The following is a 19,848-nucleotide window of genomic DNA, read 5'->3' on the forward strand; positions in this document are numbered from 1 at the left end:
CTAACATCTTTAGAAATTACTTAATCAATTGTGATATCACCTTTGGTACCGAGCTCCCATTCCGCGATTGTCGCAGAGAGTTTCAATGCCGTCTTGGCAAGGGTGATATCCAACACATGGTTTTTACCTGGTTCAAAAGTGAAGACTCCTTCGTATTGGGCTTCATAGACAACACCTCCAAGCGTGATTTTCACTAACATGACTTTATTCCCGGTAGAGCCCTTCGTTTGAGGCAAGATCAACGCCTGGTAACTCAATTCGGCACCGCTATTAGGTGTAGTCAATTGAGTAGGTTCAAATGTCTGGTTATCGGATAGATTTGAAACAGTACCGTTGGATATATCCACTGTCCCCTTCTGCATGAATTCCACAAGCTCTACCACCGGACTTCCACCGCTTATCTCATTGGGAGCAAATCCTTCGCCAGGGATAATATTCACGGTCACCTTACTCAATATGTGATCGAAAGTGAGATCCACATTGGCATCCTTGTCTTCGATCTCTCCATCGGACGCGACCAGAATATCATTGGTGCGGTCGGAAGGATCGGTCTTGCCGTTCAAATCCACATCGAAGGTCTTTTCTCCGGATGCAATCCCGGTACGCGTTCCATCGGGATAAACCGCCACGATCTTGTCGCCGGTTGCAAAGTCGTCCCTGTACCATGGGGTTCCGTCTTCCGCCACCAACTTTTTCTTTCCTTCAACTTCCTGCACTACATATACTTTCGATTCGATTACATCTCCATTATTATCCAAACGGTGGAAAGTAATCTTGTCTCCAACTTCAAATCCTTCCACACTTGTGGGGCTCTCATTGAATGAGTAGGTAAGCTCCACAGGTGTCTGGTCGATCCAGTCGGTCACCTTCACACTTACCAGTACTTCCGATCCCTTTATGGTGATGAACAGATGGGTGATCTCACCGGCATTGTATTCCACATCGTGATTATATGTCACATCATAAACCCGAGTGCCTATCTTCACACGGGCCACGATTTCTCCCGCCGGGATGGTCTGTGCCTGCAAATAGGAACGTGTGGAAATTTCATTGTTGTTGGGGTTATCGAGACGAATATCACCGGTATTGGCGCCCTGCACATACACACCCTTGTTCAAACTTCCTCCGATCGTATAACCGGGCAAAGTAATTTCAGCTGTTTTAAGCTGGTCCGCGGTATAGGTGTCGGAAGTGCGCAAAGTTACGTTCACCTGTGATACGGCATGACTCATTTCAAAATGGACGGCCGTATTGCCTTTTCCACCTTTATTCTCTATCGGCGTGGCGACGATATAGTCTTTCGATTGGTTATAACCCTCTGTACCATTTATCGCGGCGTTTTCAATTGAAGCGTATATATTTCCCGTACTGGGCAGAACCTCCCAGAACAAAGGATTGGAGGCAACTGAATAACTCCAACTATCGCTCGTCGCATTGTAGGTGAAATAACCAGGTACTTCAACCCGTTCAGCTCCTACGGTCTCTTCGGTAAAAAGTCTCAATTGACTGCCATCAGGGATATTTTCATTGGTTCCTAAAGTAGGGGTACCAATCCGTACTTCCGCTTCATGATCGTCGCCATCTACCCAATCAACCAATTTGGTGGTGAGCAACACCCCCGACTTTTGAATATTCAACCGTATTTCATGGTGCTGTCCCGCTTCATACGTAAACGCTGAGGCGTCTTTCACTTCATACACGTGACCGTTGATTTCCACTTTTACCAACACGTCGTTCGCGGCGATAGTCTGTGCGGGGAAAATGGCTACCCGCTCGGTAGCTCCCGGCGCTTCGGGGGTAATGTCTCCCTTGCCGGTCCCAACGGTATATGCTCCAGTAGTTTCATTCAAAGACCCGGTATTGAGATAATCGGGCAAAGTCACGGTAGCTCCTTGCAGGTCCGCAGCCGTGTAAATGCCGTCAGAAGATGAGAGTTTCACCGTGACTTTTGTTCCGGCATGCTTCATCTCGAGATGTACTCCTTTATATAAATCCACACCCGTGGTTTCACCCACCAGGTAATCGTCCATCTGGGTGGTATTCAGCTTCTCGGCATACACCGAAGTGGCTCTGAAATCGACCGGTCCGGTGAAGTTTTCCCAATAAACGGGATTCTCGATGGTCCATTTGGATCCTTTGAAGATAAATGAACCACCCTTAGTATAACTATAGTCAGCATCTCCGTTATCTTTGGCATACAGCCTCAGCACGTCGTCTTCCTTGAATCCTTCGCTCTCACCTTGGGCGGTCACAACATGAACGACATCGTAATTCCTAACAGGCCCGTCCGTCCAGTCTTCAATGCTGGCGGTGATCAACGCCGGCGTGGTCTTGAGGGTGAGGTTGAAGGTGTATTTGGTTCCGCCTTTCAATTCGAGGCCGGCATCCATTTTTGCGGTATAAACTCCACCATTGTCGGTAGTTACTTCAAATGTAACACCCTCGCCGGCTTCCCGGGGCAAGAGGATGGCTTGTCCTGTGTTGTTCGACAATGGGATGTTGATGGCATTCACACTTGCGGCATCGGGTGTCAACACATCGGTCAACAGGTTATAACTACCTGTGGTCTTCATCCCTTTAATTGCCAACTGACTGCCACCTAAATCAATAGGGCTTCCGGCTTCTGTGAGCAGATTGACCGTCACAAGGGTCAGGCGGTGATGGAACACCAAATGGGCTTCTTTATTATCCTTGCTATTGGCTGTGGAGCCATCCTTGTTCTCATGGACGGCTGTCATCAAATCCAAAGCGGCAATATCGCCTTGTCCCGATACATTCACCGGATAATTGGGATAATCAGTGAGTCCTGTATAGGGATAATAGGCTTTGAAGGTCACCTCACTGCCATTGATGGGATAATACATCTTCTGTCCCTCCGACTCGGGATTGAAAGCCACATCACCCGATCCGGCGGCGACAGCTTTATACTGGTTATTGGTATAGATAGGTGTCGCGGGGGTTGACGTGCTTAACATCGTGACGCCAATCAGGTCGTCGGCTGCCCATGTGTCATTGGCGGCACGGGTGGTAGATTGGGCATCTACAGAGATTGTGGTGCCCCCCGTGAGCACCACGGCATCTTTCACATCGTTGGTAGAAGGAGTGAAGTCTTCGCTATTGCAACCAGTGGCCAACAGGGTCAACAAGGCTCCTCCCAACAGTGATTTACATATATTTAAAAATGATTTATGTCTCATATCTGATCAATATTTATTGTTTGCTCGGTTTTGCTAAATTGGACTCTCCCACAACGGTATGATCCAGGGTATATCCGGCATCATACGTGCTGTGTTTCGAGAGTTTAATGTAATTCAACATCGATATCGGGTTCTTTATTCCAATCCACGATGGACGCTGTGAGTTCCACTCCTGTCTTGTTTAAAGTCAGGTTCAGCATATTGTGTGCGCCGGCGGCAAAGAGCTTATCAGCGGGCAACTTCACCTGGAACTCGGCATCATTCAGTTTCACCGTAACCATCACACTATTGCCAGTAATGTTTTGTGGCATCACGAAGGCTTCGTAGCTCGACACGACGGTCTTGCCTGTCACGGAATAGACCTTGTCTAACTTCGACGGGGTGAATGCGGCAGTAGCAGCACCGTCAGGAGTGGCTGTGCCGTTGATTACATCCACAATACCCGACAATTGGAAGTTGTTCATCTCAACCTCGGCAAGCATTATCTCATCGGAAGTGAATCCTTCCCCTGCGATCAGGTTGATAGAGACTTTACTCAACACGTGTTTGAACTCAAAAGCCACATCGCCCTCGGCTTGTATTTCACCTAAATTCCTGTCTGCTACGGGAGCCGCTACCATAATATCGTCGGCATGAGCATTCGTGGTTCCAGAACTCTTTACCGTCCAGTTGAACGTATTCTCTCCGGCTGCAAGCGCGGAAGCAGTTGCGGGATATACGGCGGCTATCAAGTCGCCGGTTTTGAAATCATCCCTGTACCAGGGAGTTCCTACCGGGCTGAGCGTCCCGTTATCAGGACCGCCTGCATATTCATATATATTACTGATAGCATCCACGGCATCACCGTGAGCATTCAGTTTATAAAATTTAATTTGATCCTCATTTTCAAAACCTGCGGAAGTTTTGTTGGATACGGAGAAGAAGAGGCCTTCGAACTCAAGGGCAGGCAATTCAGTCCATCCGGTCACATCCACGCTTACACTCAATCCTGTCTTCTCGATGGTGATGATGAGGTTGGTCACCTTGCCCGCCTCATAAAGGATGTCGGCCGCGGTGGCTCCCCCTTGCAACTTCACATCTTCGGGTTTCACCGTATAGGTGCGTCCGTCAATTCCAATGGTCACCAGGTCTTCTCCTATGGCAACGGTCTGTGGTTGCAGGTAAGAAGCGCTATTGTAGGTAACCTCGGTAGCGTCGCCCGTTTTGGCGGGTTTAGCCAGTGCGATGGTTCCCTTGTTAGAGCCCGGCACATATACACCTTTATCCAACATACCGCCAATGGCGTAATCGGGTAAGGTGATATTGGCGCTCAGCAACTTCTCTTCGCCATACGTGTTTGAACGGAGCATCACATTCACTTTCGCCACCTGATGCGCCAACTGGAAGTTCAACGCGGTATTGTCGGTTCCGCCTTTGTTGACGATAGGAGTGGCGACGATATAGTCGGGCGATTGGTTATTACCCTCGACGGCATCTACTGCCGGCCGGGTGATGGAGGCATAGAGATTACCGTCAGCCGGGATGTCTTCCCAGTAAAGCGGTGCCGAAGGACCGTTATATGTCCAGGTATCAGCGGCTTCGTTGTAAACAAAATTACCGGGAAGGGTGATACGGTCGGCATCATCGCCGGAGAAGAGATAAAGTTGATCACCGTCGACCAGATCGCCACTGTTATTATCAAGGCTCGCGACCCCTATGCGCACCTCTTCAAACGCTATGGTTTCTTCGACCCAGGGTTTGATGACCGTGCTCATTTCCACTTTGGCCTTACTTGCATCGAGTACCAGCATGTAAGCATATCCTTTTTTGTATTCAAAATCATCGGTTCCTTCGGCTTTCACCTCATAAAGACGACCGTTGATGGAGACGGTAAGGATATTATCTCCGTTGGCAATGGTTTGCGGCGGGAAGATGGCCACTCCCTCTTCGGGGATGATATCCCCGCGGGTGGTACCCGGCACGAATTCCCCTTTATCGTTATAAGAGCCCGAATTCAGGTAATTGGGCAGAATCACCGAAGCAGCGTCCAAGTCGGCCTTGGTGAAAGTGCCGTCGGAAGATTGCAACACCACGGTTACTTTAGAGCCCACATGCTCCAATTCGAGGTTCACACCCGTATAAGGACTCACCTCCACTTCCTTGGAGATAAGGATATCATCCATCTGCGAGTCGTTGAGTGCTTTTTCAAGGATGGTGGCACCTTTAAACAGCGTGGGACTGCCGGTAATGCTTTCCCAATAGATGGGAGATCCGGGGGTCCATTTGTTATTTCCTTCGTATGTGAAGTTCTCAAGGAGTCCGAACTCACCATCTGTCCCTTCTTTCAGGAACAGATCGAGAGAGTGTCCCGTCTCGAATCCTTCGGTAATGCCCAGTCCCGTAACCACGCGGATCACATCGAAATGGCGGGTGGGCCCTTCAATCCAAGGCTCAATGGTGGCGCTTATCTCAGCAGGCGATTTCAAGCGAAGGTGGAAAGTATGCACATATCCCTCTTTGAATTCGAAATCACTGCTTAATGCCGCGGTATATTTTCCCCCGTCAGTCGTGGTGATCACAAATTCCACACCCTCACCCGCGGGACGGGGAAGGATGATCCCTTCGGCCTTCGCGTTGGCGACCGGGAAAGAGACATCCACACCCGGAAGGTTATTATCCACGATAAGGCTTTCACCCAAAAGATCATAGCTCGCTTCAGTCTTCAAGCCCTTCATCGTCACGTTCACCCCATCGAGGATGGAGATGCTCTCGTTGTCGGTAGTGAGGTTCACCACCACCTTTGCCAGGCGGTGATAGAAATGCAATTTCACGTTAGGGTCTTTGGTGGAGGTGCCCGAAAGGTGTTCCGCCGTCATCAAGTCGATTGCCGGTAGGTCGCTTTGGTCTTTGGTAGATACCGGGATTACCAAACTCGACGGGAGATCCTTTTTATAAGGGTAATAGGCTTTGAAAGCCACCTCTTCGTCGCTGGTGGGAAAATAGATGATCTGCGAAGCATTGTTGGGGGAGAACTTATCGTCGCCAGAAGTTGTATATCCAAAGTTACGGTAAGGAGCGATCACTTCAAGCGACTGCGGGTTGACCATCGTCACGCCAATCACATCACCCTCATCCCACACATCATTTGTTGCCCGGGTACTGCTCTTCAAATTGTCGGCTCCGGACTTCAACAGTCCCCCCGCCTCGGCGGAGATACGCGCTTCCACGCCATCCTCAGCGTTTGGTTGTATCACATCATTCGTGCAAGCCACAGCAAAAAGGGCTGCGATCGCACTCAAAAAGATAAGTTTAAAAAAAGATGTCTTCATATGTTTTATATGTTTTTATTTTCTATCTGACCATTGAATTGCCACAATTCCTAGACCGGTTTCACATCTATCCATTCTTCGGGCCCCGCTTGCCAATCCTCTATATCAGCCGTGAAGTCGGCTCCGGCACGAAGTACAATACGGATAATCCAAGGGGCTGTCACCGCTTCGGTGAGGAACCCATCAAGGTCGGAAGTGATCTCATAGTTGAAATTCCTCGTGAAACCATCCTTATAGTGAATGGTCAACACCAGATTCTGATCCGCGTTGCCATCCAATCCCAACAGGCGGTGCGAGTCGGTATAATAACCATCGGCATCTTTTTCCGCCAAGTCATAAGACATATAACCGGTAGTCAATGCGGGGTAACGGTCCTTCTCTCCCCCTTCGGTAAAGGCGTTGAGCAGTTCACGGGAGAGGGTGATACCGTCTACAGTGGCTGTCACAGATTCCACCAAATCGGCATTTTGCCCTTCAATCTTCACCTTTAGCGTAAGTATGCGAGTTTGGATATAAGTAGGAACATCGTAATTGATGATACCCCAATCCTCTAATCCACCATCGACATTAAAATCGATATAGCCTCCTACAAAGTCACCCGGATCGCCGGCAGCTCCATCGGTGGAACTAACAGATACCACCGTTCCGAAGTGTAATCCTACCTGCTCGTTCTCTCCTTTCAGGGAAAAGGCTCTGTATTGTCCTTTGGTCAGTTCCAGGATATTATCCGGCCCTACTTCGGTCTTGCGCCATTCTCCACCGGGATACATCACAGAGGTATTCGTATTGGGCAGAAACTCATTCTTTTTCTGTTGCAATTCCACCGGTACGATAGGAGTGATGGTGTATAATCCCGGACAGTTTTCCGTGTCGTAATCCGACTTAATGCAAGATGCCAAAAGTAAAAGCAGGGAGACGCTTGCTATTTTACAGATATTTTTCATCATTGCTTTTCTTTCAATATTTTGATATATTCCATGTTATTTTTTCCTTCGGGTGTAGAGAGATCCGCTTTTTCCATATATTTTTCGGCAGACTCCAAATCGCCCCGTTCCAATGCCGCCGCCGCGGCGTTGAGGTTTGCGTCGGGATTGTCGGGGTAAGTCTTCACAGCCGTATCTATCAACCGGTAGTACTCATCCGACCCTTTCCCGCTCAACAAAGCGGCATCGAACATCTCCCTCAAACTCAATTGAGAAGGATCTTTTTTCACCATATCACGGGCTTCTTGGGCCGCGTAATCGCGAACGATATATTCAATCTCGTAGTTGGTATGACGTAATACCGGAAACCAGTTACGCGTCATATGCCGGAAAGCCTCCGTCATCTGTTTCAGTTCAGCCTCTTTCGCATCGGGCGCCATGTCGCTCTTGGCAATCTCAAGGATACGTGCCTTCTGTTGTAGCTGAGAATTTTCAGCCAAACGGATAAATCCTTCCCAATTTTCGGGAGTGAAATTGGTTTGAATAATCTTTTCGGGAAGGTTGAATTTCTTGATGATATACTCCTTCAACGCCTTGGTACGTCCGTCGGCCAAGTACACATTATGTCTGTAAACCCCTTCGGGCGAAGCAAAACCATGCAACTTGATACTTTGAATATCGCTGGGGGCGAAGCCCTTCAAGGTACTGTCGATCTTAGCCAACTCAATTGGGTTACGCATATAATCGGGATAAATCACGATTTGGTTGATGGGAAAATCGATATACGCCTGACCTTTGAGTATGCGACGCTTCACCGGTTCCGGTTCGGGGGCGCGGTAAAGAATGTTGGGCAGCACCACCGGCTGAGGCACGTCGATATGGGTAAGTGCAAGGAAATCGATCTCTTCCGATTGATTCCCGCATCCGCAAAAGTCTTGTTCTAACACCAATTCCGCCTTATCCATCCAATCCTCGGAAGGAAGAGATGCAGTATATGCGATAACCTGTTCTTCACCGCTTGCTCTTCGGAATAACTGTTCTGAATCATCAGGTAAAAGATTATTCCGTTCAGATATAATCTGACGTTTCCTGCCATACACATGAACCGACGGCAATACATTCTGATTATCATTTCCTTTTATAATAGGAGTGAATGTAACCATCCTGTTAGATGAAACCTTGAAATTTTCCGGCAAGATGATATCCATGTCGACAGACAAGATACGATCGTCAGACAACTGTACGGAGAGGTTTTCCACCCGTACCGGATTGTCGGAAGACGACTGTCCCCGTAATGTGACGAAACTCAAGAAAAAGAGCGTGATTATGAATATATTTCTCATTTGATCTTTATTTTAGAATACATAAACAATACTTAGTGCCGCTTTAGTAGGACCGAAATAGTGTTTATCCTTGTCCTTGTCGAGACGCTTTCCACAGTCGCCGCACTGATACCTGTCGTAATTAATGTAAGCATATCCTGCTCCAAGAGTTGCCTCAAGGTTCCAATGTTTTGACAGCACCCATTGATAACCATAAGAAACACCACCTCCAATAAACTCACCCTCATATCGGTGTGTCTTGAGGCCGGGATACATTCCGAAAGGAAGCTTAATTCCCGCCAGATTAAAGAGCCCTCCATGCAGATGAACCCCTAAGAATGAACCGGAGAATTTCTCACAGAACCAAAATCGGTACTCGGGTTGCAAATACAAATGTTTGATCAATTTGCCGTCACTCAACTCCCATGGGTTCCAGTGCATATAAAGCTCCAGCGTATTTTTGGGAGCTGTCCCTATCTCCGCCGCCAAACTCATCGTGGTGGTGGCATCTGCCATTATATTTGTCTTAATGGCGGCTTTTTGTGCCGATATGCCGTTAAAACTGAACAACATCACAATAGCGATAATTAATTGTTTTGATTTATCCATCTCTTTTGTTTCCAAATAGTTTTAAATAACAAAGCCGTGTATATCTTTCTATTACCTATTTACTTATTTAACTAACCTCTTTAAAAATGCTTTAACATCGATACTCCTAATGATATCTTAATTGCTAACGACCTTATGACTGTGCTTAAACGAGTTATGGTTTGGCTTCAAAATTTATATTTGATGCCAATCTTTATCATCATATGACAATGGTGGCATCGCAGTGGTCATTATCAATTATTAGGTAAGCATTAACTAAGAAAAAAATAAGCGCTATCTCTTATTTCTAATAAGACTATCTTCTTTCATAATAATTTGCTGACAAAAAAGACCCCAAGATATTATAAAACAACATCTTATCTTTTACACAATTCTAATAAATCAATATCGATTTTTAAAGCACCACAAAAGTCATATTTTAGCCACTAATATCAAAAAAAAGACATATCGAAAAATAAAAAGAAGATACTACATAGATACAACATATAATTTAATTATCTGTATATATGAATATTAAAAGACAACCTGCAAAAAATATACTGTGGAAAAAATCCACAGTATACAAATTTATTCATGTCTTAAATATCATATTGCCAGAATTGTTAAAAAAAATATTTAATTTCGCAATAGTTTTTTTCCGGAAGGGTGAAAATCTTTTATTTTATAAAGGAAATTCCATAAAAAATAACAGATTCCTGTTTCTTGATAATCGCTGAATCGTAAAAAACCCCTATCACTATCATATATAATAGATAATAGATATTACACATTTATTAAAAACAAAAAGGAGTTTGAAGAAACTAAAAAAACAATTATGAAATTAATCTTCTTTGCATTTGTATTATTGATAATTGGATCCAGCATATATGGTCAGGATATTGTACCGGAAAAAGTCAAAAAAGTAGATAGCTTATTAACGGTTGCATCAGCTGAAGTCTCTAACGTGAATCCAATAGGGGTAATTGAATCTGCAACCAAAGCTTTAACATTAAGCAGGGAAATCAATTACTCAAGAGGAAAGGCAATGTCTTCTTTTTATATCGGACAGGTCCTTATTTATATGGGAGATTATGAAAAATCGCTGGAATACCTACAACTCTCTCAAAAAGAAAAATACACATCGAAAAATGATATCATAAAATCAGAGATCTGCAGGATCAAGGGACAAGTATTTTTCTATTTGGGATTAAAGGAAGCTTCATTTCGTGAATTCCAAAAGGCTTACGAATACGCAATACGGATTAAAGAAAAAAAAGAACGTGACCGCTATGTGAGCTTGGCTTATGAAAATCTCGGCATAGCATATACAGCAGTGAGAAATAAGCCTGACTCAGCCTTTTATTTTTATAGAAAGAATAAGGAGCTACTCGACAAAACGGACGAAAACCTTACATTCAGAAACAAAATCAACCTTTACACCCTTATTGGTAATTATTATAGGGATAAAGAGGTGTTCGACTCTGCAACCGTATGGTACAATCAGGCAAACTCACTCATTACCAAATATGATTATCCTTACTCCTCATGGCTCTGCGCACATTGGAGTGACCTCCATTTAATGAAGGGAGAACCCGACGCTGCCCTCAATTGCGTCAAAAAAGGATTGGAATGTGCAAAAAGGACAAATCTCAGAAATGAATTACCAGGATTATATCAAAAAATAACGACTATCTATTCCAAAAATGGAATGGAAGACTCCGCGCGCTTTTATCAAAACATGTACCAAGAAATCTCAGATGAGCTCTCCACCTCAAGAGAAGGAGCCACGGAGAAAGCCATGCAACTCCTTTTAGAAGAGGAACGTAAATATGCGCAGATGAGATTCAACAAGACACTCTCCATCATCGTTTATTCCATAATCGCCACGTTGTTGGGTATCTATCTATTCTGGCAACAATGGAGAAAAAGGAAAAAAGCAATACTGGAAGCAACAGAGCGAGAAGTATCCGTATTGCAAGACAAACTGAACGATGCCTTTGATGAGGTGATAGAATTGGCCAGAGAAAATGATCCCTCCTTTCTTGCACGGTTTAGAATGATATATCCCGAATTCATCAATAACTTGCTCAAGGCACATCCTCAATTAATTGAGTCTGAGCTGTGGCTCTGCGCGATGGTTTATTTAAATTTCTCCTCGAAAGAGATTGCCCAATACGCCTTCATTACACACCGTTCGGTGCAAACCCGGAAGAGCCGGTTAAGAAAGAAATTGGGTATTCCTGCCGATGTCGATTTATATCAATATATGATATCTCTTTCCTAGATCAATATATCTTCCTCCCCTTTGCAAAATATCACAGCAGTAGAATTGGTGTTCTTCTGAACTATTATAGGTCATAAAATATTGTCAATCGGAAACTTTAGCTACATACATGTAACTTACGAGAATTGAAAAAAGGAGAACCTTTTCTTCCGAAGAAGAGCATGTACTCCTTTTCCAGCATCTTACGCATTTGGGATAATAAAAAAGGTATAAACCGTTCTTTTATTCCAGTTCTTTAATCTTGATATTCTGGAACCAGACTTCATCACCATGGTCCTGCAGGAGAATCAATCCCTCCTCTGCATTGCCAAAATTAGGCCAGTCCTTATATTTACTGTAGTTTACCAGTGCTTCCCACATCTGGTTGTTACGTTGGTATTCAATGATCTTAACACCATTCAGCCAATGCTCCACATGATTCCCCTTGACAACTACCATGGCGGTATTGAAGAATCCGCCACGGAAAGGTTTGTCTTTGGGTGCCGGTATCAGGTCGTAGAGCGAACCCAATGTCCGGTTCCCCTCAACGCCCAGCTTCGCGTCGGGGTGCCGCCTGTCGTCCAGTATCTGGAATTCACAACCGATAGCCGATCCTTCCCCTTTATTCAGGTTGGTATCCACAAAATATTTGATGCCGCTGTTAGCACCTTCGGTAATCCTGAAATCTACCTTCAGGATAAAGTTCTTGTAGGGGCGGGTAGTGACAATATCGCCACCGTTGGTGGATTCGCCTCCGCCACTCTTATGTACTTTCAGAATACCATTTTCAAAAGACCATCCTTTTTCGGGGAAATTATCCAGTTTAGCTCCACGCCATCCGTTAGTAGTCTTGCCGTCCCACAACAATTTCCAGCCCTCTGCCGCTTCACGTCCGGAAATGGTATTGGCAATTGCATTGATCTGTTTCACTTTATTATCCTCCGGGGTTTTGAATTGTCCCAGATCTTGCGTAAGTATCCTGATATTACGCCAGGCAACTGTCTTTCCTTCCAGTTCGGCTTTGCCGATAGAATGTACCTGCAAAGCGATGAAACCCGACATGGTGGTGTTATCCAGCAGGTCGGCGCACGGAACACCGTTCACCCATGTACGGATAGTGCTTCCGATTGCTTCGATACGGGCTTTGTTCCACTCTCCATTTTTAAATGCTTTCTGCCCCTCGGGATTGTAGTTCATCGGATAGAGCCATCCCCGACGAGCTTCGTCGTAGATACCTCCGGTCCATGCCCTTGAAGATGGATCAATTTCGAACTGATAACCATGCACACGGCCATTCATATAATCTTTCAGACTATTACTCCGGAATTGGACACCGGAATTCAGACCATCGTCGACCTTGAATTCAAATTCCAGGATAAAATCACTATACATTTTTTTTGTGGCAAGGAATGTATTGGGGGTATTCATTTTTGAAATACCGACGATGGCGTTGTCCTCTATTTTGTATTCCGCAGTACCGTTCAGTTTTTCCCATCCCCGCAAGTTACGACCATTGAACAGATTTTCCCATTTCGGTTCCTGTGCCCATGCAGAAATGGTTACTATCGCTGCCATAGCTGTTATTACTATTTTTTTCATCATTTTTTCTTGTTTTTAATATAGAAGTTATATCTTATAAAAATCTTCCCATCCTTTTCTCGGAGGCTCCCCGGTGAGATATGCATTCGCAAAGGTATCGTTGGTAACCCGTTTGGTATTGCGGTCGAACACAATCTTGCGGTTTAGCCGCTGTGCAGCTACACCCAGGCAGAACACCTGACTCAGAGGAGCGGATATTTCAAACGGAGAACGTGTTTTCTCCTTGCCCTGGCAAGCCAACAGGAAGTTTGCAAAATGGTCGGATGGACTCTTCGGCACTTCGGGAAGGTCTTTCTCCATCGCTTTTGCCTTCTCTTCAGGGATAATGCTCAGTGTACTACCATGCGATCCTCCCTTGAAGGTAAGTTCCTTGCTATAAATCTCTTTCCCGGGATTCAGTTTGGCCGGCTGTATCTGTCCACCTCCCACAGATGGAATATTAGGGTCAAGTTCCGAAACACCGTATCCTTGGGGAACTGACGGAATATTGTCCAGACCATCATACCAGGTGATAACCAGCGGCGGCATGTTGCCCCGTGCCGGAAATTTGAATTCTATGGTGCTCGACATCGGGAAGAAATAATCGTTATGATCTTTCAGTTTCAATGGAGTGACTTCTTCCGGTAGACCCAGATCGAGGAATTCGTGCACCGTGTCGATAATATGTGCACCCCAGTCGCCCAAGGCACCCATTCCAAAATCGTACCAGCAGCGCCACTGCCCGTAATGGAAATCTTTGTTGTAGTCATGGTATCGCTGTGCCATCAACCATATGTCCCAATCCAGCGTTTCGGGGATAGGTTCGGCAGCGGGGAATTTTTTGATATTGGGATCCCATCCGTGCCAGCGACGCGGGTTGTTCATATGCGCCGTGACAGCCGTCACATCTTTGATAATACCTGCCTCTTTCCAGGCTTTAAACTGGAAATAGTTGGCCTCCGAATGGCCCTGGTTACCCATCTGAGTGACTACATTCGGATACTTCTTTGCCGCTTTCAGGAGCAGTTCCGATTCATGAAAAGTACGTGTCAAGGGTTTTTCCACGTAAACATGTTTGCCTTCGGCCATCGACATCATTACCGCCGGGAAGTGAGCAAAGTCGGGAGTAGCAATAGCCACTGCCTCAATCTCGTTACCCATTTTGTCAAACATTTCCCTGAAATCTTTGAACCGTTTTGCATTGGGAAACTTGTCGAGTGCCTTCTTTGTATGTTCAGCTCCCAAATCAACATCACAAAGGGCAACTACGTTGGCTAATCCCGTCTTGTCGAAATCGTTGATGATTTCCCATCCCCTGTTTCCAATACCGATATGGGCCAGATTCACCTTTTTATTGGCACCTGCAACCCTACTGTAACTGGCAGCATTCATTTTGGTAGATATACCGCCCATGGCCAACCCTGCTGACGCCAGAGCTGTGTTTTTGATAAATTCTCTTCTCGTTGTCATGATATATATGGAGTTTATATTGAAATTTAAAAATATAGTATTTATTCGTGCCGACTGATACCTACTCTCAGGAAAAATTAAGCAAACCGGTCTTTATGTGCCCATAAACCAAGAGCAGGACTCGAGATATAGTAGACCTCCTCTCCATCGTCAAGCCTGTTAAAGCCCTCTTTGAGGCGCAAGGGATCATACTTCTGCATAATCTCATCGATATCGCCCCAATGGAACCCGACGCTCTCTATCTCTTCCCGCGTAAGATTCCAGGCCTCTTTACCGGGACAGTAGGTGACAGAAAAACGCCCTTCAGAAGATCCGTGAATAAGATGTGCTGCTGCACCCAGATTATTCCTGAGTTCCTGGTTTTCGGATACCGCTTTCAAAGTATAATCCGTTCCGAAATAGCCATATTTACGGATCAGCAAATCAATAGCTTTGTCTTCTCCGAATTCTTTCAATGCCGGAGCCAGTACGATCAGTTCACCTCGGTCGGCAATAGCCATCCGTGTGCGGTAGATCGATTTATTCCCTAACCATGTGCTTTTAAATTCGGTAGGATCGAGCCATACAATCACCTTCTTCAATGGTTTTTCCACCATCACGAAGTTGACCTGCAAAGAGAGCCGGGCTGCACGGTCGAATACCTCTAAGTCGTCCCCCACAAACAGACCGTAGGTCTGCTGCACTCCTTCGGAATTTACCCCTACCACAGTCAGGACATAAACGATAGGCAGCTCTTTTAAATAGTTTTCGGTAGCATAGTTAAATACACGCCTGACCGGAGTATCAGATTTTCCCATCATCCGTTCCATACCGTAAACGGCTCCTATATAATGACTCTTATTGATCCCTTCGCTTCCACCGGTACCAACCAGGATATTCTTGTTGTAGTTGGCCATCCCCACTACTTCATGAGGAACTACCTGTCCGATGGAGAGGATAAGGTCGAAACCGCCTTCTACCAATAATTTATTTACTTGTGCCGGCCAGGCGAAATCCACTTTACCTTCCGAGATATCACGAATGTACTCAGCCGGCACCTCACCCAACGTAATTACATCATTCCTCCAGTCATGGTCGCGAAAAAGTGTTTTAGGCGTCTTTCCAAACATATGGTCGATCTGCCCTTCAGTCATGGGGGTATGTGTCCCCAATGCCGGGAGAATATCAGTCAGTTTGTCACCGTAATATTCCCATGTGATTTCGGTAAGTTCACCGGCACGGCTGGGCAGGCGGGTATAATCAGGCGGAACGGCAAGAACTTTTTGCCGTTCGCCCAATTTATCCAATGCTTCATACAATCCCCTCCTCATATCCTCATGAGAGAGAGCGGTCGTGGGAGAACCATTTTCGTAATAAATCATCCTTTTTAAGTGAAAAGTGAATAATTAATAATGAAAAATTGGGGATATCGGATGTGGGAACTTCCAGACTTTTCACTCTCCCTAGTCCCCGGTCTTTCCACCTTTTTACACCAAATATCAAACATCATACGTCGTAGAGGCAGTGTTTCCGCCACGTCCGGTCCAATCGGTATGGAAGAACTCGCCACGTGCTTTGTCCACCCTTTCATACTGATGGGCACCGAAATAGTCACGCTGCGCCTGCAACAGGTTAGCCGGGAGTCGTGCGCTTCTGAAACCATCGAAATAGCACAAAGCTGAAGTAAGTGCCGGTACAGGAATTCCATTCTGTAAAGCTGTTGCACAAACTCTGCGCCAGCTCTCTTCTGCTGATAACACTGCTCCTTTGAAGAAGTCGTCAAGCAAGAGATTTTCCAATAAGGGGTTGTTATCAAACGCTTTCTTGATATCACCCAGGAAACGGGAGCGGATAATACATCCACCGCGCCACATCAGGGCGATCCCCCCGTAATTAAGGTTCCAGTCATATTCTTTGGCTGCTTCCATCATCAGGTCGTAACCCTGTGCATAGGAGATAATTTTGGCGCCATAAAGCGCTTTCTCCAGGTCATTGACGAATTGCTGTTTATCTCCTTTGAAACCGGATTTTTTTCCGGAGATGACTTCCGAAGCTTTTACCCTCAGATCTTTTTGAGCCGAGAGACAACGCGAAAAGACCGACTCGCCGATCAGTGTAAGCGGAATACCCAGATCGAGCGCTGTCACAGCAGTCCATTTACCGGTACCTTTCTGGCCTGCGGTATCAAGGATTTTTTCTACCAATGGACTTCCATCCTCATCCTTATACGCCATGATATCTGTGGTGATCTCGATCAGGTAGGAATCCAGCACGCCGCTGTTCCACCTTTTGAATACTTCATGCTGCTCAAAAGCATCCATGCCGAGCAGTTCTTTCATCAGGTGATATGCTTCGTTGATAATCTGCATATCGCCGTACTCGATGCCGTTGTGGACCATCTTCACGAAGTGGCCGGCACCGTTCTCTCCCACCCAGTCGCAGCAGGGAACACCCCCATCGACTTTAGCAGCAACCGCCTGAAAGATCTCTTTCACATGAGGCCACGCTTCCGGCGATCCGCCCGGCATCATGGAAGGCCCTTTGAGGGCTCCCTCTTCACCACCGGAAACGCCAGTACCGATATAGAGCAATCCTTTACTCTCTACATATTTCGTTCTGCGGATGGTGTCGGGGAAATGGCTGTTCCCGCCGTCGATAATAATATCACCCGGTTCAAGCAGCGGGATGAGTTGTTCGATAAAATCGTCCACAGGCTTACCCGCTTTTACCAGCATCATCACTTTGCGTGGCCGCTCTAAGGATTCTACCAACTCCTGCAGGGAGTGTGCACCGATAAAATTTTTCCCTTTTCCCCGTCCGTTGACAAACGCATCTACTTTGTCAACCGTACGGTTGAACACGGCTACCGTATAGCCCTTACTTTCCATATTTAAGACCAGATTTTCACCCATCACGGCCAATCCGATCAATCCGATATCTGCTTTTTTATTCATTTCTATATTATTATATTCCATATTCAAAATTCAAGATTCAAGATTTGTCTTACGGCGATTGTTAATTGACTACGTCGAACGTTGTTTCAATTCAGATTTGGGATGTTGGATTTGGATATTAGGAATCGTTTCAGACTGATCCATTGGTAATTAGTAATTGGTAATTAAAATCACCTTCCCTCTGTTCCCGTTCTCCCCAGTCTCCCGATCTCCTCAGTCTTCCTACTTTCCTCGTCTCCCCGGTCTTCAACGGACCACTCTCGCGTTACCTTTCCAGATGCTCCATATCACTTCCTCATCGGCCGGCTGGGCATAATCTGTCAGGAAGGTAGTAGCCAGTGCACCACTCGCCCAGGCAAACTGCACCCATTTTTCGGGTTCCATCCCTTTCAGGATGCTATAGAGCAATCCCCCCACAAAACCGTCACCACCACCAATCCGATCCATCACGTTGATCCTCCGTAATGGAGCTTCGTACCAGTTCCCATTTTCATACACAATAGCACCCCAGAGATGCTCATTGGCGCTAATCACCTCACGCAGCGTATTGGCAAAAACCGAAACATGAGGAAACGCTTTATGCGCATTCAGGATCATCCCTTTGAAAGCATCCAGCGTTCCACCAATATTTTCACCTCCTGCTTTCGGACCTTCAATACCGAGGCAAAGCTGAAAATCTTCTTCATTACCTATAACTATATCGGAAAGAGAAACAATCTCCGTAAATGCTTCTTTCAACTCCTTTTCCCGACCCTTCCAAAAAGTCGCGCGGTGATTCAGGTCGAAAGAAATTAGGGTATCATGCTTTTTGGCATAACGCGCTATTTCGAGACAGAAGTTGCTTGTGTCAGGAGAAAGTGCCGCAATAAGGCCGGAAAGGTGTACCACTTGTACGCCTTCCTTACCGAAGATCCGTTCCAGATCAAAATCTTTTACATTCAGCGTTTTTCCCACTTCACCTGCCCGGTCGTTCTGTACCCGCGGACCACGCAATCCAAAACCGCTGTCGGCAATATTGAATTGATGCCGATATCCCCAGGGATCGCCCTGAGGCACCTCAGGCCCCTCATACTCCATATTGCGTGCCTTCAGGTCAGCCTTGATAAAAGCAGCGATCGGGCTATCTTTCACAAAAGTTGTGAGTACCTTTACAGGGAGACCGAGATAAGAGGAGATACTTGCCACATTGGTCTCTGCGCTGGTTGCCTGCATCCGAAACATATTGGTACTCTGCACCGGCTGTGCATCTACCGGCGTAATGCGTACCCCCATACTGGTAGGTACCACCAATGAATATTTGAATTCTTTTCTTAATACTAAAGACATTTTGATTGATGTGATAATTTATTAATTTGATGATGTGGCGATTGAGAATTGACGATTGACAGTTAACCACATCCCATATTTTAAATTTTGAATTTTGAATCTGAAATCCAATCAAATACTGAACGAATCGAAGCCTCCGTCAACGATGGCTACCGTTCCCGTCACAAATTTCGAAGCATCGCTTACCAGATAATGGAGCGTTCCCAACAAGTCTTCAGGATTCCCGAATCGGCGGAAAGGGGTGTGTGCAATAATGGTATTTCCCCGTGCGGAATAGGATCCATCGGGATTAGTGAGTAATGCCCTGTTCTGCTCTGTAATGAAAAAACCGGGACATAACGCATTCACTCGAAAATCTTCACCGAATTTAATAGCCAGCTCTCCTGCCATATATTTGGTGAAGTTAGTAACTGCCGCTTTGGCTGCGCCATATCCTGCGACACGCGTTAGCGGACGCAAAGCCGATGCAGAAGAGATATTTACGATATTACCCTTCTTCTCTCTGACCATATATTCAGCAAAAACCAGTATGGGGATAACCGTTCCCATCAGATTCAGATCGACCACCTTCCGGAAATCGTCAGCTTTCAAATCGAAGATAGTATTATCGGGACCGATAGTCGCACCCGGCATATTTCCACCGGCACCATTGATCAGCACATCTATCTTGCCGTATTTGGCAGCGATTTCTTCAGCATTTCTCTTCAGCACTACCTCATCAGTCACATCAGTTTGAAGGAACATGGCATCTCCTCCGGCAGCTTTTACTTTTTGTATCAGTTCGTCGCCTTTTTCCTTGTTTCGCGCCAGTACTGCCACTTTTGCACCGTGTGCGGCCAGATACTCTACCATTGAAGAACCCAATACTCCGGTTCCACCCGTGATAACAATCACTTTTCCTTTAATATCAAATAATTCGTACATAATTTATTGATTTAAT

Annotated in this window: 12 protein-coding genes; 1 reads left to right on the forward strand and 11 read right to left on the reverse strand. The window is 45.8% G+C overall.

What is annotated here, in order from left to right; genetic code table 11:
- Positions 1-20: 20 nt before the first annotated feature.
- From PSM36_RS16700 to PSM36_RS16720, 5 genes are all read right to left on the reverse strand, one after another.
- Positions 21-3,197, reverse strand: coding sequence for a fimbrillin family protein (locus PSM36_RS16700; RefSeq protein ID WP_076931868.1), 3,177 nt, complete (start codon positions 3,195-3,197; stop codon positions 21-23).
- Positions 3,198-3,301: 104 nt separating this feature from the next.
- A complete protein-coding gene (locus PSM36_RS16705; RefSeq protein WP_076931869.1) occupies positions 3,302-6,505 on the reverse strand; it encodes a fimbrillin family protein in 3,204 nt (1,067 codons plus the stop codon).
- A gap of 50 nt (positions 6,506-6,555) precedes the next feature.
- Positions 6,556-7,452 carry a hypothetical protein gene (locus PSM36_RS16710; protein ID WP_076931870.1) on the reverse strand — a complete coding sequence of 299 codons (897 nt, stop codon included), beginning with the start codon at positions 7,450-7,452 and terminating at the stop codon, positions 6,556-6,558.
- Positions 7,449-8,771 (reverse strand): DUF3868 domain-containing protein, encoded by a 1,323-nt coding sequence (locus PSM36_RS16715; RefSeq protein WP_076931871.1) that lies wholly within the window; start codon positions 8,769-8,771, stop codon positions 7,449-7,451. Before PSM36_RS16715 ends, PSM36_RS16710 begins: the two co-directional genes overlap by 4 nt.
- Before the next feature lie 12 nt (positions 8,772-8,783).
- Positions 8,784-9,359 (reverse strand): DUF3575 domain-containing protein, encoded by a 576-nt coding sequence (locus PSM36_RS16720; protein WP_044059997.1) that lies wholly within the window; start codon positions 9,357-9,359, stop codon positions 8,784-8,786.
- A gap of 814 nt (positions 9,360-10,173) precedes the next feature.
- On the opposite strand from PSM36_RS16720, the gene PSM36_RS16730 reads away from it, so the two are divergent.
- Positions 10,174-11,622 (forward strand): tetratricopeptide repeat protein, encoded by a 1,449-nt coding sequence (locus PSM36_RS16730; protein WP_076931872.1) that lies wholly within the window; start codon positions 10,174-10,176, stop codon positions 11,620-11,622.
- Positions 11,623-11,844: 222 nt separating this feature from the next.
- On the opposite strand, the gene PSM36_RS16735 is transcribed toward PSM36_RS16730, so the two are convergent.
- The 6 genes from PSM36_RS16735 to PSM36_RS16760 form a co-directional block, all read right to left on the reverse strand.
- On the reverse strand, positions 11,845-13,200 hold the full coding sequence (locus PSM36_RS16735) for a 3-keto-disaccharide hydrolase (RefSeq protein WP_076931873.1): 1,356 nt from the start codon (positions 13,198-13,200) through the stop codon (positions 11,845-11,847).
- A 27-nt stretch (positions 13,201-13,227) separates the two neighbouring features.
- Positions 13,228-14,649 (reverse strand): Gfo/Idh/MocA family oxidoreductase, encoded by a 1,422-nt coding sequence (locus PSM36_RS16740; protein WP_076931874.1) that lies wholly within the window; start codon positions 14,647-14,649, stop codon positions 13,228-13,230.
- Positions 14,650-14,726: 77 nt separating this feature from the next.
- Complete coding sequence (locus tag PSM36_RS16745; protein WP_076931875.1) at positions 14,727-16,010, reverse strand: lactate racemase domain-containing protein; 1,284 nt, start codon at positions 16,008-16,010, stop codon at positions 14,727-14,729.
- A 117-nt stretch (positions 16,011-16,127) separates the two neighbouring features.
- Positions 16,128-17,582, reverse strand: coding sequence for a decarboxylating NADP(+)-dependent phosphogluconate dehydrogenase (gene gnd, locus PSM36_RS16750; protein WP_076932341.1), 1,455 nt, complete (start codon positions 17,580-17,582; stop codon positions 16,128-16,130).
- 246 nt (positions 17,583-17,828) lie between these two features.
- Positions 17,829-18,908 (reverse strand): PfkB family carbohydrate kinase, encoded by a 1,080-nt coding sequence (locus PSM36_RS16755; RefSeq protein ID WP_076931876.1) that lies wholly within the window; start codon positions 18,906-18,908, stop codon positions 17,829-17,831.
- A gap of 111 nt (positions 18,909-19,019) precedes the next feature.
- Complete coding sequence (locus PSM36_RS16760; RefSeq protein ID WP_076931877.1) at positions 19,020-19,832, reverse strand: SDR family oxidoreductase; 813 nt, start codon at positions 19,830-19,832, stop codon at positions 19,020-19,022.
- Between the last annotated feature and the right edge of the window lie 16 nt (positions 19,833-19,848).

Source organism: Proteiniphilum saccharofermentans (assembly GCF_900095135.1).
In the GTDB taxonomy this organism is placed as follows: domain Bacteria; phylum Bacteroidota; class Bacteroidia; order Bacteroidales; family Dysgonomonadaceae; genus Proteiniphilum; species Proteiniphilum saccharofermentans.

Excerpts from the sequence above, each read along its gene's own strand:
- PSM36_RS16740 (WP_076931874.1), bottom strand. The coding sequence starts at position 14,649 with ATGACAACGAGAAGAGAATTTATCAAAAACACAGCTCTGGCGTCAGCA.
- gnd (WP_076932341.1), bottom strand. The coding sequence starts at position 17,582 with ATGAATAAAAAAGCAGATATCGGATTGATCGGATTGGCCGTGATGGGT.
- PSM36_RS16705 (WP_076931869.1), bottom strand. The coding sequence starts at position 6,505 with ATGAAGACATCTTTTTTTAAACTTATCTTTTTGAGTGCGATCGCAGCC.
- PSM36_RS16715 (WP_076931871.1), bottom strand. The coding sequence starts at position 8,771 with ATGAGAAATATATTCATAATCACGCTCTTTTTCTTGAGTTTCGTCACA.
- PSM36_RS16760 (WP_076931877.1), bottom strand. The coding sequence starts at position 19,832 with ATGTACGAATTATTTGATATTAAAGGAAAAGTGATTGTTATCACGGGT.
- PSM36_RS16720 (WP_044059997.1), bottom strand. The coding sequence starts at position 9,359 with ATGGATAAATCAAAACAATTAATTATCGCTATTGTGATGTTGTTCAGT.
- PSM36_RS16700 (WP_076931868.1), bottom strand. The coding sequence starts at position 3,197 with ATGAGACATAAATCATTTTTAAATATATGTAAATCACTGTTGGGAGGA.
- PSM36_RS16735 (WP_076931873.1), bottom strand. The coding sequence starts at position 13,200 with ATGAAAAAAATAGTAATAACAGCTATGGCAGCGATAGTAACCATTTCT.
- PSM36_RS16730 (WP_076931872.1), top strand. The coding sequence starts at position 10,174 with ATGAAATTAATCTTCTTTGCATTTGTATTATTGATAATTGGATCCAGC.
- PSM36_RS16745 (WP_076931875.1), bottom strand. The coding sequence starts at position 16,010 with ATGATTTATTACGAAAATGGTTCTCCCACGACCGCTCTCTCTCATGAG.
- PSM36_RS16755 (WP_076931876.1), bottom strand. The coding sequence starts at position 18,908 with ATGTCTTTAGTATTAAGAAAAGAATTCAAATATTCATTGGTGGTACCT.
- PSM36_RS16710 (WP_076931870.1), bottom strand. The coding sequence starts at position 7,452 with ATGATGAAAAATATCTGTAAAATAGCAAGCGTCTCCCTGCTTTTACTT.